General features: G+C 36.9%; 12 protein-coding genes. 10 read left to right on the forward strand and 2 right to left on the reverse strand.

Annotated elements, in window-relative coordinates; genetic code table 11:
• Positions 1–4 precede the first annotated feature (4 nt).
• From pbpC to CYP54_RS01505, 8 genes are all read left to right on the forward strand, one after another.
• Positions 5–2,173 (forward strand): penicillin-binding protein 1C, encoded by a 2,169-nt coding sequence (gene pbpC / locus CYP54_RS01470; RefSeq protein ID WP_103603919.1) that lies wholly within the window; start codon positions 5–7, stop codon positions 2,171–2,173.
• A gap of 1 nt (position 2,174) precedes the next feature.
• Positions 2,175–7,295: an alpha-2-macroglobulin family protein gene (locus tag CYP54_RS01475; RefSeq protein WP_103603920.1), complete on the forward strand. Its 5,121-nt coding sequence runs from the start codon at positions 2,175–2,177 to the stop codon at positions 7,293–7,295.
• Between the two features lie 120 nt (positions 7,296–7,415).
• Positions 7,416–10,040 (forward strand): valine--tRNA ligase, encoded by a 2,625-nt coding sequence (locus CYP54_RS01480; protein WP_103603921.1) that lies wholly within the window; start codon positions 7,416–7,418, stop codon positions 10,038–10,040.
• Entirely contained in the window at positions 10,040–10,996 is a 957-nt protein-coding gene (locus CYP54_RS01485; RefSeq protein ID WP_103603922.1) for a methionine ABC transporter ATP-binding protein, read from the forward strand. The genes CYP54_RS01480 and CYP54_RS01485 overlap by 1 nt, the downstream gene beginning before the upstream one ends.
• Entirely contained in the window at positions 10,996–11,670 is a 675-nt protein-coding gene (locus CYP54_RS01490) for a methionine ABC transporter permease (RefSeq protein ID WP_021086223.1), read from the forward strand. The genes CYP54_RS01485 and CYP54_RS01490 overlap by 1 nt, the downstream gene beginning before the upstream one ends.
• Before the next feature lie 257 nt (positions 11,671–11,927).
• Entirely contained in the window at positions 11,928–12,710 is a 783-nt protein-coding gene (locus CYP54_RS01495) for a MetQ/NlpA family ABC transporter substrate-binding protein (protein ID WP_103603923.1), read from the forward strand.
• 76 nt (positions 12,711–12,786) lie between these two features.
• Complete coding sequence (locus CYP54_RS01500; RefSeq protein WP_103603924.1) at positions 12,787–13,566, forward strand: MetQ/NlpA family ABC transporter substrate-binding protein; 780 nt, start codon at positions 12,787–12,789, stop codon at positions 13,564–13,566.
• 138 nt (positions 13,567–13,704) lie between these two features.
• Positions 13,705–14,295 (forward strand): DedA family protein, encoded by a 591-nt coding sequence (locus tag CYP54_RS01505; protein WP_103603925.1) that lies wholly within the window; start codon positions 13,705–13,707, stop codon positions 14,293–14,295.
• Positions 14,296–14,367: 72 nt separating this feature from the next.
• Here the strand turns inward: CYP54_RS01505 and murI are convergent, their stop codons facing one another.
• A complete protein-coding gene (gene murI, locus CYP54_RS01510) occupies positions 14,368–15,156 on the reverse strand; it encodes a glutamate racemase (protein WP_103603926.1) in 789 nt (262 codons plus the stop codon).
• Positions 15,157–15,248: 92 nt separating this feature from the next.
• Between murI and CYP54_RS01515 the strand changes: the two genes are divergently transcribed.
• A complete protein-coding gene (locus CYP54_RS01515; RefSeq protein WP_021091312.1) occupies positions 15,249–16,409 on the forward strand; it encodes an FtsW/RodA/SpoVE family cell cycle protein in 1,161 nt (386 codons plus the stop codon).
• Positions 16,406–17,428, forward strand: coding sequence for an undecaprenyldiphospho-muramoylpentapeptide beta-N-acetylglucosaminyltransferase (gene murG, locus CYP54_RS01520; RefSeq protein ID WP_103603927.1), 1,023 nt, complete (start codon positions 16,406–16,408; stop codon positions 17,426–17,428). The genes CYP54_RS01515 and murG overlap by 4 nt, the downstream gene beginning before the upstream one ends.
• Here the strand turns inward: murG and CYP54_RS01525 are convergent.
• Positions 17,420–18,154 (reverse strand): imidazole glycerol phosphate synthase, encoded by a 735-nt coding sequence (locus tag CYP54_RS01525; protein WP_103603928.1) that lies wholly within the window; start codon positions 18,152–18,154, stop codon positions 17,420–17,422. The genes murG and CYP54_RS01525 overlap by 9 nt on opposite strands.
• Positions 18,155–18,206: the final 52 nt, after the last annotated feature.

Below are 18,206 nucleotides of genomic sequence, written 5' to 3' on the forward strand. Positions count from 1 at the left end.
GCGGATGAAAAAGTTTAAATTTCTAAAATTACTTGCCCTATTTTTGGCTTTAATGATCGCTATCTTTTTGATACTTGATCAAATTTATCCACTAAATTTAGATGCAATCAAAAAAGACGAAGCCAAAATTTTACTTGATAGAAATGGCAACATTATAAATATGAAGCTTAGCAGCGACGGAATTTGGAGATTTCACGAGCAAAGCTTCCCAAACTCGCTAAAACAATGCGTCGTGCTCTTTGAAGATAGATACTTTTACTACCATGTTGGCGTAAATTTTGCCTCCATTTTTAGAGCATTTTTTCACAACCTAAGAAGTGACAACCGCATAGGGGCTAGCACCATCACGATGCAAGTGGCCAGGATGCTTGAACCAAATGAGAGGAGCTATAAAAACAAGATAAGAGAAATTTTTAGAGCTTTTCAGCTTGAGCTTCATTTTAGCAAGGATGAAATTTTAAATTTATACCTAAATTTAGCCCCATACGGCGGCAACATCGAAGGTGCAAAGGCGGCTAGCTTTTTTTACTTTGGCAAAGAGCTAAACGAGCTTAGCTACGCTCAGGCGGCACTTTTAAGCACGATCCCTAAAAATCCAAATAGAAATAGGCTAGACCGCGTTTCAAACATAAATGCCCTAAAAAACAGGGTCATAAAGATGCTTTACAAGGCAAATTTAATCGATCTTAGCGCCTTTAAAAGAGCGCAGGCTGAGCCATTTAAAAATGTAAGAGCAAAAGCTATCGTAACAGCGGAAGATTATGCAAATGTCGCTTTTAAAAACCAAATTTCAAAGGCGAGTTTGGATCTAAATTTACAAAAAGATATGCTTAAAATTTTAAAAGATACAATGTTTTCACTAAAGGCTAAAAATGCAAACAACGCTGCAGCTGTGGTAATAGATAATAAAAAAATGAGCGTTGTTGCCTTCATCGGCTCGCACGATGAGCACGCACGGGATGGCAAAAACTCAGCTCTAAATATGAAGCGAAACACCGGTAGCACGCTAAAGCCATTTATTTATTCACTTGCGCTTGATAGCGGGCTTATAACGCCAAATTCGCAGTTAATAGACACGCAAATTTATATAAAAGAGTATGCTCCAAAGAATTTTAGTAATGATTTTTTAGGTATCGTAAGCGCGAAAGATGCCCTAAATTTTAGTCTAAATATTCCGGTTATAAATTTAAACTTAAAACTAAAAGATAATTCGCTTTACGAACTACTTGAAAAGGTAAATTTAGTAGATGAAAATAAGGAGTATTATGGAGCTTCTATAACGCTTGGAAGTGCTGAAATGAGCCTGCTTGATCTTGCTCATCTTTATACTATTTATGCAAATGACGGCATTTATAGGCCGCTTGAGTTTGCTGGCAAAAACTACAAAAATGAAGAGAAAAATGTAACCCTCATCTCGCCTCAAAGTGCTTATTTAACCGCTAAAATGCTAAGCGAAGCCTCAAGATCATATTTAAAAAATGCTTGGCAGTACGCCCAAAATACGCCAAAGATCGCTTTTAAAACTGGCACAAGCGCAAACTCACGTGATCTTTACGCAATAGGTGTTGATGAAAATTACACAATTGCTATTTGGATTGGAAATTTTAATGCCAGTAAAACTGATAAATTAACAGGACTAAATGACGTATCAAAGAGCCTTTTTGATATGTTTAAGATAATCGCTCAAAAAGAGAAGTTAAGATTTATGAGTGAGCCAGATGGCATAGAAAAGCTACCAACCTGCCTCGATGCCTTTAACTATGAAAAGTGTAAGAAAATGGCGCTTGATGATAGGATAAAGGGTGTAGATTTAAAAGATAAATGCGAAAGTTTAAGAGGTGAAGAGCTTGATTTTTTGGTTAAGAATGAGCTTTTGGATAAAGAAGAGATACAAAAAAGTCCTTGTGCTGAAATTTTTAAAGATAAAAAGCCAGTTTTTGCCTATCCGTATGACAATGAAGAGATAGTGACAGATGAAAATATTACACAAGTTATGGTAAAATGCTACGCGTTTTTAGGCGATGAAATTTACCTAAAAATAGATGATTTGAACTTTTCTAAGATAGAAAATGCAAGCGAAAAAAAGTTTGATCTAACTCTTGGCGAGCACAGTATAAAATGCCTTGATCAAAACTCAAATCAAAGTGAAATAACAATAAAAATAAGGAGATAAAATGTGGCAAAAAGTAGCGCTTCTAGCACTTTTGGGAATGACAAATTTATATGCTTTGAGCCTAAATGGCACTGCGCAGATAAAATCGCCCCTAAGCGTAGAGTTTGGACTAGAAGATAAAGTCGATAAAAATTTTGTTGGTATGCTAAGTGATAAAAAGCTACTTTTGTGCCAACCAGCATTAAATGGTACGGTTAGATTTAATAGTCAAAGCTTGCTGCTTTTTACAAAAGATATGCATGCTGGTTTGGATTATAGCTGCAAGCTTGAAAATGGAAGCACTGCTAGTTTTGCCACGAAAGAATTTGAGCTAACAAAGATAGAAAAAATAAGCGATAGTAAATATATACTTAAATTTAATGATGAAGTAAATATTGAAGCTATCAAAAATATTGCCGTAAAAGATGCAAAATTTAAAGTGATTGAGCTTTCTAACAATAGCTTTGAGCTTAATCTTGATAAAAATTTAAGCAATCCAGTTTTTGATTTTGGTGAAAAATTTGAGAGCAAATTTGGCGCAACGCTTTCAGGTGAAACGATAGTAAATTTTGCCGATGAAATAAGCGAAGAAAGCGTAAATATAAATGATAATGCAAAGAGTCTTGAGATACCAGAAATTTATCCAGTGAGCCTTGATAATGGTATCTTGGGCTTTAGAATTTATCTAAAAAATTGGCTTGATGACGACATTAACTTAAAAAAATTTATAAACATTAAAGGTGTAAAAAACTTTAGCATTAGTGACGTTAAATATAGTGACAACTATGAAGAAAACTCAGAGCTTAGCGAGTATTATTACTACATTGATATTACAAGTGACGATTTTAAGCCACAAAATAGTTATGAAATCACCATTAAGCCCGGTTTTGGCGATGATAGAAATGTAGTAAGAGAAGAAAGTAGCTATGAAGTAGTAGCTGGCAATTTTACTTCATTTGCAAATTTTATAAATAATGAGCCATATATCTCAAGCGTCGGTGAGATCGGTATCAGAAGTGCAAATTTGCCTGAGTTAAATGTAAGCATTGAAAAGCTAAGCGATCAAAATTTTAGATATTTCTTAAATTTTAATGACAATAACGAAGAGTTAAGCAACTTCAGCACAAAAGTGGCAAGCAAAAGCTATAAACTTGATGGCGCATTAAATGAAATTTCTCTAAATAAAATCAAACTCGACTTTGCCGGGGCTGGAGACGGAGTTTATAAGATAAACTTAAACTACGGCAAAGATAAGAGCGTCTCAAAAGTAGTCTATCTAAGTGATATCGCCGTAAATGCAAAGCTTGGCAAGGATGAAATTTTCGTATTTGCAAATCGCCTTGGCGAAAATACAATGCTTCCAAACGCAAATGTGAAAATTTATGGCAAAAAGAACGAAGAAATCGCAGTTGGTGCGACAAATGATATAGGCGTTTTTAAATTTAACAAAAAAGATATTTACAAAGATATCTCCTCAGTGGTTGTCTCTCTTGGAAAAGAGCAAAATTTTCTTATTTTAAAAGAAGACGAAGCGCTAAATGAAGCGAAATTTATGAGCCAAAATGCCAGTGAGAGTATCGATGCGTATGTTCATTTTGCTTCAAATATCATAAGACCAAATGAGAGTTTAAAGGGTGCAATCTATCTAAGAGATAGAGATTTTAATCCTTTAAAAAATATGCCTATAAAGATAAAATTTTTCGATCCACAAGGCAAAAGTAGTGCTGAAATTTCAAAAAATACAAATGACGTTGGCATGGTAAATTTTGAAAAAGAAATATTAAGCGATCTTAGCGGTAGATTTAATATGCAAGTAATTTACGCAAGCAAGGTGATCTCAAATGTGCCATTTTTTGTTGAGAGTTTTATGCCAAATAGGATAAAAAATGAGATAACGCTTGAGAGAGATAAATTTTTTGCAAATGAGCTTGTTAAAGCCAATCTAGCCAGTAACTATCTCTTTGGTGGCGCTGCTAGCGAGCTTGATGGTAGCATGCAGGTTAGCTTTTTTGATGATGAATATAAAAATAGCGAGTTTAAAGAGTATAAATTTAAAAACAATACGCTAAAACCAAGCGCTTATCCATCTTTCGAAAACGATCTCACTCTTTCAAAAGATGGCAAATCAAGTCAAATGATAGATCTTAGCTTTAGCACTAAAAATGCCTCTTCTATCATAACAGGCGTGATAAATTTCAATGTGAATGATGATGGCAAAAATGTAAGCGATACAAAAAGCTTTACTCTCTATCCTTATAAGGATATGGTCGGTATTGCAGCAAGCACGACATTTGCTGAGCCAAACGAAGATGTAAAAATAAGAACGGTTGTGGTAGATATGTCAAGTCAAAAGGCCGTAAAATCAAATTTAAAATTTGATATAAAACGTGTCACTTGGCAATACCAAAGAGACGCAAATGGCTATATAAAGTGGTTTCAAACGCTAGAAGATGTAGATAATTTTTATAAAGATAATGGCGAGTTTAGCTATAAATTTACACAAAGTGGCTCATATGTGATCATCGCTACAAATCTAGTAAGTGGAGCAAGCACAAGCCTTGATATGGACGTAAGTGGCTACAACTACTCGACTCTAGCACCAACAAAAGAGCTTAGCAAATCTCAAATCAAACTAAATAAAAATATCTACAAAAAAGGCGATGAACTAAGTGCTGATATAAGCTCAGCTATAAAAGAAGGTATCGCCCTTGTTACACTTGAAGATGGTGGCGTGAAAGCTTACAAGGTTGTTAAAATAAAGAATAACTCAGCAAATGTGAAATTTAAACTTGATTTTGATTTTAGTGGACTTTACGTGAGTGCAAATATCTACCGCATGACAGATGGTGGATTAACTCCATTTAGGACTTACGGTAAGGTTTATGCTAAGGCCGATAAGTCATCAAGGATACTTGATCTAAGTCTTGATGCACCAAATACGGCAAAAAGCGATGAAAATATAAAAATTTCTTTAAAAACAAAGCCAAAAGCTTATGTGAATTTATTTATCACAGATGTTGGTGTGCTTGATATAACGTCACAAAAGCCAGCTGATCCACTTAAATTTTTTGATAAAATTTTACCAGATGGCGTCTTTGATTATGACATTTATAATATGCTCACAAACTATAAGGTTGAGGGCAAAACTTTAAGCTTTGGTGGCGATATGGCGGCACTTGCCATGGAGGCAAAAATGGCAAAACATGCTAGCCCAGTCGATAGCAAAAAGGTAAAAACATACGCAAATTTAGTAAGTCTTCAAGCTGACGATAATGGTGAAATTTTATACGAGTTTAAAACGCCAAATGGCTTTAACTCTGCCGTTAGAGTAGATGTCGTGGCAAATAATGAAAATAGTATGAATGCGGCAAATAAAGAAATTTTAGTAAAAGATGATGTGATTATTAAGCCAAGTGCGTTAGTTTATCTGTTAAAAGGCGATGAGCTAAATGCAAACTTAAGGCTCATAAACACAACAAATGAGGATAAAAATTTAACCATAAAAGTGGCTAGCAGTAAAAATTTAAGCATCAAAACAAAAGAAAATATAAATTTAAAGCCGCTTGAAAATAAAGCCTTTACATTTAAAATTTCAGCTCTTGAAGCTGGAGCTGGCGAATACAATATAACAATAAGCGACAAAAACAGCTCAAAAACTGCTCAAAATTTACTTGATGTAGTTAATCCTTATACGATTAGCACCTATGCAAAAAGTAGCGTCTTTGATAAAGAGAGCATGATCTCCCTTCCAAAAGGCTTTCACAATGTTAGTATAGATGCGTCAAGCTCGGTCTCAAGCGTATTATTAGCAGCTTCTAAAAATTTAGTCGAGTATCCTTATGGATGTGCGGAGCAAAGGAGCTCAAGACTGCTTGCGCTTTTAAATTTAAAGCCAAAAGATGAGCTTGAAAAAAATGATCAAAAGAGATTTATTGCAAGCGGTATGAGTGAGCTAATTAAAATGCAAAAACCAGATGGTAGCTTTGGCTACTGGAGCGATCTAGGTAGTACAAATGCATTTGCTTCGATCTATGCAACTGATGTGCTGCTTGATCTTGAAGAGGCTGGATATGAGCTAAATAAAAATGTAAAGCAAAGAGCATTAAATTCGCTCTTAAAATATACAAATACAGATATTGAAGCTCTATATGCTATCTATGTAAGCTCCCGCGCAAATGTTGCTGATAAATCAGTGCTAAATAAAATTTATGACCATAAAGCTTACAATACGACCGCACTTAATAAATATCTAATGGCAGCGGCTCTAAAGCTAAACGGCTTAAATGACGAAGCAAAGGTGGCGCTAAAAGATATTAAAAAAGCTCAGGCGGCTGATTACAGCAGGGATTATTCTAGCTTTGGCTCAAAGATGAGAGATAATGCGTTTATCCTATATCTGCATGCAAAATATTTTGAGAAAAACGACTACTCAGATGATCTTGCAAATTTCTTGATCACAAATTTAAATGAGCTAAGCTCAACACAGGAGCGTGCATTTACCCTTAGGGCGCTAAATGCTTACTTTGGCAAAGATAGTGGCGAGAAAAACAATAAATTTAAGCTTGCCTACAACGGTTCAAGTAAAGAATTTGACGGCCTTTTAAGTGTATCTTTTACAACAAAAGATGGAAATTTCACCATTACACCACTTGGCGAAAACAAGCTATATGCCACTATTTTAAGCTACGCTTACGTGCCGCTTGAGATCAAGCACAAAATAGAGCCAAAAGAGCTTGACATCTACCGAACATTCGTAGATGAAAAAGGCAAAGAGTTGGGTCTTGACAGCCTAAAAGTAAATGACGTCATCTACTCAAAAGTAGTAATAAATTCAAAAACAATGGTCAGAAATGGTGTTATAAACGAGATCGTAAGTAGCTGCTTTGAGCCGATAAATGAAAATTTAACTAATTTTACAAAGAGCCTAAAAAGTAGCTTGCAAGTAGAGTATAAAGACATAAAAGATGACCGCGTGTTAAGCTTTTACACACTAAGTAGTGATCAAAAAGACGCCGTGCTTTACACACCTTATAGAGTAAGACTTGGTGGCAAATGCTCTCTTGGTGCAGTCACAACTGAAAATATGTACAACGAAAGACAAAACGACTACGACCTAGCTCAGCGAAGCTTTAACGTCAAATAGGCTATTTAAACTCAGGGGCGGTAAACGCCCCAAGCCCATATTTCCCACTTTTGCAAAGATTTTTTTAAACAAATTTTAGATAGTATTAAGCATTTTTTAAACGAAACTGAGGAGACAAAAGTGGCAGAATTTTACAATGCAAAAGAGATAGAAGACAAATTTTATAAAATTTGGGAAGAACGTGGATACTTTGAGATAGACGCAAACAAAGATATCCAAAAAGATGGACGTAAATTTTGCATTATGATGCCACCTCCAAACGTGACTGGCTCACTTCACATCGGACACGCCCTAACCTTCACACTCCAAGATATCATGACTCGCTACAAGAGGATGGATGGCTACAAGACACTTTGGCAGCCAGGTCTTGACCATGCCGGTATTGCCACTCAAAACGTCGTTGAAAAACAGCTTTTAGCTCAAGGGATCAAAAAAGAAGAGCTTGGACGTGAGAAATTTGTAGAAAAAGTGTGGGAGTGGAAGGAAAAAAGTGGTGGCATGATCGTCCATCAGATGCGCAAGCTCGGTATCACTCCGGCTTGGTCACGCCAGAGATTTACTATGGATGAGGGTTTAAGAAGAGCTGTGAAAAAAGCCTTTGTAAATTTATACGATAAAGGGCTAATTATCCAGAAAAACTACATGATAAACTGGTGTACGCACGATGGCGCACTCTCTGACATCGAGGTTGAGCATAAGGAAAATAAAGGCAAGCTTTATCATTTGAGATACTACTTTGCAGACAAGCCAAGCGAATTTGTTGTTGTGGCGACTACTCGTCCTGAAACATATTTCGGCGACACCGCCGTAATGGTAAATCCAAACGACGAGCGCTATAAAAATTTAATCGGCAAAAAAGTGGTGCTACCTATCATAAATAGAGAGATCGAGATTATCGCTGACGAGCACGTTGATATGGAGTTTGGAACAGGCCTTGTTAAGGTCACTCCTGCGCACGATCAAAACGACTACGAGGTTGGCAAAAGGCATGACCTTGAGTTTATCACTGTATTTGATGAAAAAGGCATTTTAAACGACAAGTGCGATAAATTTGCAGGTCTTGAGAGGCTTGAGGCTAGAGATATCGTCGTGGCCGAGCTTGAAAAACTTGGCAATGTCGAAAAAATCGAAGACTACGAAAACCAAGTAGGCTACTGCTACCGCTGCAAAAACGTCGTCGAGCCATACATCTCAAAGCAGTGGTTTGTCAAAAAAGAGATCGCAGACGAAGCGATACAAAAGGTCTCAGAGGGCCTTGCCAAATTTTACCCACCGCACTGGATAAACAGCTTTAACGCGTGGATGAGAGAGCTAAGAGACTGGTGTATCTCACGCCAGCTTTGGTGGGGACATCAAATTCCGGTATTTTACTGCGACGAGTGCGGCCACATGTGGGCTGATGAGGATGAGCCATGCGAGTGCAAAAAGTGTAAAAGTAAAAATTTCCATCAAGATCCAGACGTGCTAGATACGTGGTTTAGTTCTGGTCTTTGGCCATTTAGTACGCTTGGCTGGGGCAATGATAATGAGCTAAAAAATGAAAAATGGTTTAAGGAAGACCTCGCTGAGTTTTATCCAAACAACCTTCTCATAACTGGCTTTGATATATTATTTTTCTGGGTTGCTAGGATGATGTTTCAGGGTGAAAATGCCCTTGGCAAGCTGCCGTTTGACGATATCTATCTGCACGCGCTTGTAAAGGATGAATTTGGCAGAAAGATGAGTAAAAGCCTTGGCAACGTCATCGACCCGCTTGATAGCATAAATGAGTATAGTGCTGATATATTGCGCTTTACGCTGACACTTCTAGCCGTTCAAGGACGTGACATCAAGCTAAGCGACGCTAAGATGAAGCAAGTAAGAAATTTCACCAACAAGCTTTATAATGCGAGCAAATACCTCATGCTAAATGAGAGCAAATTTGAAAATTTAGAAGACATCAAGCTTCAAACAAAGCTTGGAATTTATATGAATAGTCGCTTTAATGAGTGCGTGAGAGAGGTGCGCGAAAACATCGACGCTTACCGCTTCAATGACGCTGCAAACACACTTTATAAATTCTTTTGGGATGAGTTTTGCGACTGGGGCATCGAGCTTAGCAAGGCTGATAAAGCGAGCGTAAAAGAGCTTGGAAGTATATTTAAAGAGGCTATGAAACTGCTAAATCCTTTCATGCCATTTCTCTCAGAGTATCTATTTCAAGAGCTTAGTGGCACACGGCTTGAAAATGCAAAATCAATAATGGTGATGAGCTATCCAGAGGTAAAAGAGCGAAATTTAGAGGTTGAGAAGAAATTTGAGCTAGTTATCGAAGCGATCGTGGCTATTCGCCGTGCAAAAGCTACTATCGATCTTGGCAACTCAAAGATCACAAAAGCCTTTGTTAAATTTAACGAAAAAATAGATCTTGACGAAGTAAAAGAGTATATCAAGCTGCTTGCAAAATGCGAAGAGATCGGCTTTATAGATGAAAAGATCGAAAATTCAATAAGAGACGTGAGTGAAAATTTAGAGGCATTTGTCCCACTTGAAGGGCTTGATATGAGCGGTATCATCACAAGGCTAAGGTCTCAAAAGACAAAACTTGAAAAAGAGATAGCCAAACTCTCAAGCATGCTAAATAATCAAAATTTCGTAGCAAACGCACCAAAAGAAGTTATAGAGACGAACAAAGAGGCGCTAGAGAGCGCTGAGGCTAAATTTAAAAAAGTATGTGAAGAATTAGAAGCTTTTGGAGAAAAATAGTGATAAAAATAGAAAATTTAACCAAATTTTACGGTGATACGCAGATCCTTTTTGATGTAAATTTAGAGGTTAAAAAGGGTGAAATTTTTGCTATCGTGGGACACAGCGGTGCTGGTAAATCAACGCTTTTAAGGTGCATAAATGGGCTTGAAAGCTATCAAGGTGGCAGCTTAAAAGTCTTTGATAAAGAGATAAAAAATTTAGATGAAATGCAGCAGAGACATTTAAGGCGAGATGTTGGGATGATATTTCAGCATTTTGCATTAATGGCTAGAAAAAATGTCTTTGAAAATGTCGCTACTCCGCTTAAATTTTGGGGTTATAAAAGCGATGAAACCGAAAAAAGAGTGAGAGAGCTTTTAAATTTAGTCGGTCTTGAAAACAAGGCAAAAAGCTATCCAAGCGAGCTAAGTGGTGGACAAAAACAGCGTGTGGCGATCGCTAGAGCGCTTGCTTTAAATCCTAAAATTTTACTAAGCGACGAGGCGACTTCGGCTCTTGATCCAAACACGACAAATCAAATTTTAGAATTGCTTGAAAAAATAAATAAAGAGCTAGATATCAGCGTCGTCATCGTCACGCACGAGATGGAGGTTGTAAAATCTATCGCAAAACGAGCGATCTTGCTAGAAGGCGGCAAGATCATAGGCTCTGGAAGCATTGAAGAGTTATTTTTAAAGCCAGATGAGAAGATGAAAGAGTTTTTAGGTGAAGTTGAAATTCTGCCAAGCACTGGCACAAATATCAGGCTATTTTTCCCAAAAGAAGTGGCTCAAAATAGCGTGATCACGCATATGGCTAGAAGCCTAAATATCGACTTTAACATAGTTTGGGGCAAGCTTGAAAAGCTAAACGACAACGTCCTTGGCTCGCTTGTCATAAACATAGATGAAAAAGATAAAGAAAACGTGCTTAACTACATCAAGCAAAGTGGCGTTTTATGGGAGGTTGCTTGATGTTTGGTATTGATTTTTCTAAATTTCCAGATGTGTTTTCGAGGATACTGTTGCCAGCTATCGGCGAGACGCTATATATGAGCATCGTCTCTACCCTACTCGCCTTTGCCATAGGCCTCATACCTGCGGTTTTGCTCATACTTTCAGACAAAGACGGACTAAAGCCAAACAAACAACTTTATTTTGTCCTAGATATCGTTATAAACGTGCTTAGAAGCTTTCCATTTATCATTTTAATCATCGTGCTCTTTCCAGTCACAAAAATGATCGTGGGCACAAGTATTGGCACCACAGCTGCGATCGTTCCGCTAACTATCGGAGCGGCTCCGTTTGTAGCAAGGCTCATTGAAAATGCACTAAAAGAGGTTGATAAAGGCATCATCGAAGCTGCTCAAAGCTTTGGCAGCTCAAAATTTCAGATCATCTTTAGAGTAATGTTTGTAGAGGCGCTTCCTGGTATCATCTCGGCATTTACACTAACTCTTATCGTAAATATCGGCTTTTCAGCAATGGCTGGTGCAGTTGGCGGTGGCGGACTAGGATCTGTCGCTATAAACTATGGTTATCAAAGATTTCGCCCAGATATCATGCTCTACACCGTGGTTATTCTTATCATTATGGTTCAAATTTTCCAAGTTTTAGGTAACTACTTATATAAAATTTCTAAAAAATAGGTCTTTGTTTTTATCTGATTTTAAGCTTTTTTCCTTAAAATTGCCCGAATTAATTTTTAGCTGAAAGGATAAAAGATGAAATCAGATATGTGCCACATGTGCCGCCTAGTAAAAAACGCGTTGTCGAAAGACTAATCTCTAAGCATAAAATTTCTTTTTAAGTGCTTAGAACTAGCTTAAGCGCTTAAAAAGAAATTTAACCCTCTAGCTTAAATTTATCCTTTTTTGGTGCTTGGCAAATTTTAAAAGGATAATAAATGAAAAAACTACTTCTCACTTCTTTAGTTGCTCTTAGTCTTAGTGTAAGTGCAAATGCAGCTGATAAATCAAAAACAATAATCGTTGGTGCTACACCTATCCCACACGCTGAAATTTTAGAGGTTGTAAAGCCTATTTTGGCAAAAGATGGCTATACGCTTGAGATCAAAGAATTTAACGACTACACCACGCCAAACCTTGCGACAGAGGACGGCGACCTTGACGCAAATTTCTTTCAGCACATCCCATATCTTGAAGAATTTAACAAAAACAAAGGCACTCACCTTGTAAAAACAGTTGGCGTGCACCTCGAGCCAATGGGAGTTTATTCTAAAAAGATAAAAGACATCAAAGAGCTAAAAGATGGCGCAGTTGTCTCTATCCCAAATGACCCAACAAACGAGAGCCGCGCACTTGACATCATAGCTAGCGCTGGACTTATCAAGCTAAACAACAACCCGCTAAAAACTCCGCTTGATATAGTTGATAACCCTAAAAAGCTTAAATTTGAAGAGATCGAGACTGCTCAAGTGCCAAGAACGCTTGATGACGTTACTATCGCAGTTATCAACACAAACTACGCGCTAAATGCAAATCTCAACCCAACAAAAGACGCGCTTGTGATCGAGAGCAAAGATAGCCCATACGTAAATTACGTAGTTGTTAAAGCTGGCAACGAGAACAGCCCTAAAACTAAAGCCCTTGATAAAGCGATCAACTCACCAGAAGTTAAGAAATTTATCGAGACAAAGTATAACGGCGCTATCATCCCAGCGTTTTAATTAAATTTATAAAAAGCGACGTAAAAGCTTTTACCTTTTTAGCGTCGCTTCAAATCAAATCAAAAAAGGAAAAACAATGAAATTTATCAAACTTTTAACCGCATCTTTAGTTGCTCTAAGCCTTCACGCAGCCGACAAGGACCACACTATCACTGTTGGTGTCTCGCCTGTGCCACACGCTGAAATTTTAGAATTTGTAAAACCAAAGCTAAAAAATAAAGGCTATGACCTTGTTATCTCTGAAATTTCAGACTATTCTATACCAAATGTCGCCACAGAAGATGGCAGCTTAGACGCAAATTTCTTTCAACATTTACCATATCTTGAGGAGCAAAACAAGGCTAGAGGCCTGCATCTTGTAAGCGTTGCGAGCGTGCATGTCGAGCCACTTGGCTTTTACTCTAAAAAGATAAAAGATATCAAAGAGCTAAAAGATGGCGCAAAAGTGGCGATCGCTTACGATCCGTCAAATGGCAACAGAGCGCTTAGAATTTTAGAAAAAGCTGGTCTTATAGAGATCGATAAAAACGTAAAAGTCGCAACCATAAATGACATAACTAAAAATCCTAAAAATTTACAATTTGTAGAGCTTGAGGGTGCTCAGATACCAAGAACGCTTGATGATGTCGATATCGCTGCCATTAGTACAAATTTCGTCCTTGATCTTGGCATGAGCGTGGCAAAAGACGCACTTTTGCTTGAAGACGCCAACAGTCCTTATGCTAACATCATCGTCACAAAGGCTGGCAACGAAAATAACCCTAAAATCAAAGCTTTAGTTGATGCGGTACTTAGCCCTGATACTAAAAATTTCATCATTACTCGCTACAAAGGCGAAGTTATACCTGCATTTTAAAAATGGGGCGAGCTTTCGCCCTATTTTGCTTCTACTTTTATCTGGTTTTAATAAGCTATAAACTCTCTTTATTTTTGTCAAAAAGCTTAAGCTATGCTTTGTTAAAATGGCTCATTTTAAAATTTTTCAGGAATTTAAATGCTGCATGGTGTTATTGATTTTATAGTTGCGAGTGTAAGTAGCTGGGGTTATGCTGGCATATTTATCATGATGTTTTTAGAAAGCTCATTTTTTCCATTTCCAAGCGAGGTAGCGATGATACCAGCTGGCTATTTGGCACATAAGGGTGAAATGAGTTTAATTTTGGCCTTTCTTGCAGGTACGCTTGGAAGCCTGCTTGGAGCTATTTTTAACTATTATCTTTGCTACTTTTTTGGGCGTGAGATCTTTTTAAAATACGGCAAATTTGTGGGAATCACTCACGAAAAAATGGATAAATTTGAAGCATTTTTCAATAAACACGGCGAAATTTCAACCTTTAACTCACGTCTGATTCCTGGCATTCGTCAATACATCAGCCTACCAGCCGGACTTGCTAAGATGAATATTTTTAGATTTTGCCTATTTACCACGCTTGGAGCTGGGATTTGGTGTGCTGTTTTGCTTGGAGTTGGCTATTTTATAGGTTCAAATCCTGGCAAACAGACACTTTTTTTAATCACGATCGCTCTTTTGGCTGTAGTTACTGTAATAAGCGTGGTCTATATAATAAAGCAAAGAAAAGCCTAAATACATATAAAAATATGTAAAATTTAGTGTATTTCATAAAATTTTTATTTGTGGTATTTAGTTAGATTTAACCTAGCAAATCGCCCTCATCTTCTCTAATCTAGCTAAATTTCTTGAAATTTTTTCTAGTTCGCTTTGCTCGTACACCTCGGCACCAGAGTAGAAAAATTTCACATTTGAAGTTAAATTTGCATTTGAAATTGTAAGCCCAAGCTCGCTAACAAGGCGATTTATTGTCCCTTCATTGCCATCAATTATGCTTATATTTGACGGCAAAATTTCTCTTAGGCTATCTTTAAAATAGTTAAAGTGTGTGCAGCCAAGCACTAAAAACCCAAATTTGTTTAGATCAAATTTGGCTAACTCTTCTTTTAGATATGATTTCACATTCTCGGTGTCAAATTCCCCATTTTCAGCAAAATTTACAAGGCGCGGCAGTGCAAGTAGCTCAGTCTTATCTTTTGCGTGTAAATTTGCGATCAGCTCTTTTAGTTTTGCACCATTTACGGTGACCGGAGTGGCTATGACAAGCGTTTTTAAGGCATCATCATGGCTTAAGTCATGAGCCTTTTTTACGGCTGGCTCCATGCCGATTATAGGTACATTTAAATTTGCTCTAAGCTCTTTTATCGCTACGCTTGTTGCCGTGTTGCAAGCCACTACAACGGCGTTTGCGCCATTTTCTATGAGAAATTTCACCGCATCAAAGCTAAATTTTAAGATCTCATCCCTGCTCTTTTGTCCGTATGGAACATTTTTAACGTCTGCGTAATATAAAAATTCATGCTCACTAAGCTTGCTTAAAGCTTCATTTAAGACGCTCAGCCCGCCAAGTCCTGAGTCAAATATACCTATTTTCATGCCCTTCCTTAAAGCCTGCAATTATAGCAAATAATATCTTTGTAAGCCGTTTTTTATTATACTTTGGCACTTTTTAAACTTGGAGTTAAATTTTGGCAGTTGATAAGATCATTTTCTATCTTTGTTCGACTTTAATTGCTATAAGCATTATTTTTTCACTATCTTTGCCAGTTTTTACGGTTTTATTTTTTAATTACGACGAGTTTCACTTTTTCATCCGCCAGTTTATTGTTGGTTGTATCGGAATTTTCATTATGTGGTGGCTCTCTAGGCTCAATCCTGAAAAGACGCTTGTTTGGATAGGGTTTGGCCTTCTTATATCTTGCGGTATCGCCATGGGGCTAATGCATGCATTGCCAGCTTCAATGGTAACTGATGCTGGTGGTGCCAGGCGTTGGATAAGGCTACCTGGTTTTTCACTAGCTCCAGTTGAGTTTTTTAAAATCGGTTTTGTCTACTTCTTGGCTTGGAGTTTTACTAGAAAATTTAGTGAAGGCAAAAGGACCCTGCTAGATGAGATTAAGATACTTATGCCTTATATTATTCTTTTTGGTGTTGCCATCTTTCTTATCGCTGTTATGCAAAATGACCTTGGTCAAGTGGTTGTGCTGGCGCTTACATTTGTGACGATGGCGCTTTTTGCAGGAGCAAGTGCGAGACTTTTTAGTATCGGTATCTTAGGAGCTGCTTTTGTTATGACAGTAGCGATAATCAGCTCTGAGCATAGAATTTTACGTATAAAGTCATGGTGGGGCACGATACAAAATATGGTGCTTTCTTTCTTGCCTGACAGCGTTGCAGATGTATTAAGAGTGGCTGATGCGCCAGAGCCATATCAAATTTCTCACTCATTAAACGCTATAAAGCATGGCGAATTTTTCGGCGAAGGGCTTGGCGCTGGTATATTTAAGCTTGGCTTTTTAAGCGAGGTTCATACTGACTTTGTACTAGCTGGTATCGCTGAAGAGGTTGGTGTATTTGGTATTTTGTGTATCGTAGCTATATTTATAACGCTACTTTATAGAATTTTTAGAATTTCAGCTAGAAGCGAAAATAAAGTCTATCATCTGTTTACGCTTGGTGTCGGGCTTATCTTATCGTTTTCATTTTTAATGAATAGCTATGGCATCACATCGATCACGCCTATTAAGGGTATTGCTGTGCCATTTCTTAGTTACGGCGGTAGCTCTGTGCTTGCGATTTGTATCGGTATCGGCATGGTTTTGATGGTTAGTAAAAGGGCAAAATTATGATTGTTATTTGTGGTGGAGGCACTGGTGGGCATTTAGCGATCGCAAGAAGCTTTTGCGAAGAGCTAAATAGACGAGATATCAAGCCTATATTTATCGGCTCAACTAGTGGGCAAGATAAATTTTGGTTTGAAAATGACGAGAATTTTTTACAAAAATTTTTCTTACCAAGTAGTGGCGTTGTAAATAAAAGAGGCTTTGCTAAACTAAAATCACTAACAAATATCGTAAATCTTGCTTTAAAATGTAGAAAAATTTTTAAGCAAAATGACGTTAAGGCAGTCATTAGCGTTGGTGGCTATTCAGCAGCTCCGGCAGCCATTGCAGCCATTATCTCAAAAGTGCCGCTTTTTATCCACGAACAAAATGCTGTAATGGGCAAACTAAATAAAATTTTAAAGCCCTACGCGAAAGGCTTTTTTAGCTCTTATGATGAAGCTTCGCCCTACCCTTACCCTGTGGCAAAGAAATTTTTCGATAGTGCAAGAATGAGAGAAGAGCTAAAGACTATTTTGTTTTTGGGCGGCTCGCAAGGCGCAAAAGCGATAAATGAACTAGCTATAAATTTAGCTCCATATCTTAAAGAAAAAGGCATAAATATAATTCATCAATGTGGTAAAAACGGCTTTGATGAACTTAAAAAAAGATATGATGAACTTGGCTTTAATGAAACGAATTTAGAAATTTTTGAATTTAGTAAAGAGATAGAAAATAAGATGAGCAAGGCTGACCTTGCCATATCAAGAGCAGGAGCTAGCTCGCTTTGGGAGCTTTGTGCAAATGCCCTGCCATCTATCTTTGTGCCATTTCCTTATGCCGCTGGTAATCATCAGTTTTATAACGCTAAATTTTTAAAAGATAAAGGCATTGCTGAAATTTGCTTGCAAAATGGAGAAATTTTAAACAAAGATGAAGTTATAAGAATGATAGAAAATTTTGATCTAAACAAAAGCAGCAAAGCTCTAAAAGAGATTCTTTTGCCAAATGGAGCAAAAGAGATAATTGATAAAATTTTAAACTAGCTCCTCGCCTATCGCACAAGCTTTTAGTTCTTTTAGCTCAAAGATTAAGTAGTGATAAATAAGCTCATTTGTGTTTAAAATTTTTGCACTAAAGACTGGTTTTATCATAGTTATTATCTTGTCAGTTATACCCGCGATCTCCACTAGCAAAAGCTCATCTTTGCGTTGTTTCGCTGCCTTAATACAATTATAAAAGAACGTATAAATTATCTTAAAATTTTGTAAAATAACATTTGAAACTATCCTAGAATGAATATGTAAAACATTATGTATACGCTCTTGTAGAGTATTTAGCTCCGCAAGTAGTGATTTTATTTGAGTAGTATCTGTTGTCCTAGAAAAGAGATTTTTCGCTTTATTTTTGTTTTGTATTTGATACTCTGCTACTAAAATTTCTATTATATTTAAAATAGCGACATAGCTCTCTTGTAAATTTTCATTTGCCTTAAAGCTCACACCGTTTTTCTCAATTTTATAATTTAAGCTTCTCTTTATCTGCTCCAAATAAGTACTAATGTTTTCATAATAGTCCTCTGTATTGAAGACACTTTTAAAAAAATCGCTTTCACCTTTTAAATTTGCAAGCTTTTTTTTAAGTTCATCAGCATTTTTATTAAACTCAACAACTCCAACCGCCAAGCCGATCTCGTGCTCACTATTTTGTTCTAATGCTGTCAAACTTTCTTTTAGTACCGAAATTTGTTTTTGAATATTTTGAAAATTCATTTTTTCTCTTTTAATTTTTTTGTTTATTTTACTATAAAAATTATGAAGTTTG

Origin of the sequence: Campylobacter concisus (assembly GCF_002914005.1) — a bacterium.
Classification (GTDB): Bacteria; Campylobacterota; Campylobacteria; order Campylobacterales; family Campylobacteraceae; genus Campylobacter_A; species Campylobacter_A concisus_N.

Coding starts and splice junctions, on each gene's coding strand:
- pbpC (WP_103603919.1), top strand. CDS start 5: ATGAAAAAGTTTAAATTTCTAAAATTACTTGCCCTATTTTTGGCTTTA.
- CYP54_RS01475 (WP_103603920.1), top strand. CDS start 2,175: ATGTGGCAAAAAGTAGCGCTTCTAGCACTTTTGGGAATGACAAATTTA.
- CYP54_RS01490 (WP_021086223.1), top strand. CDS start 10,996: ATGTTTGGTATTGATTTTTCTAAATTTCCAGATGTGTTTTCGAGGATA.
- CYP54_RS01495 (WP_103603923.1), top strand. CDS start 11,928: ATGAAAAAACTACTTCTCACTTCTTTAGTTGCTCTTAGTCTTAGTGTA.
- CYP54_RS01500 (WP_103603924.1), top strand. CDS start 12,787: ATGAAATTTATCAAACTTTTAACCGCATCTTTAGTTGCTCTAAGCCTT.
- CYP54_RS01505 (WP_103603925.1), top strand. CDS start 13,705: ATGCTGCATGGTGTTATTGATTTTATAGTTGCGAGTGTAAGTAGCTGG.
- murI (WP_103603926.1), bottom strand. CDS start 15,156: ATGAAAATAGGTATATTTGACTCAGGACTTGGCGGGCTGAGCGTCTTA.
- murG (WP_103603927.1), top strand. CDS start 16,406: ATGATTGTTATTTGTGGTGGAGGCACTGGTGGGCATTTAGCGATCGCA.
- CYP54_RS01525 (WP_103603928.1), bottom strand. CDS start 18,154: ATGAATTTTCAAAATATTCAAAAACAAATTTCGGTACTAAAAGAAAGT.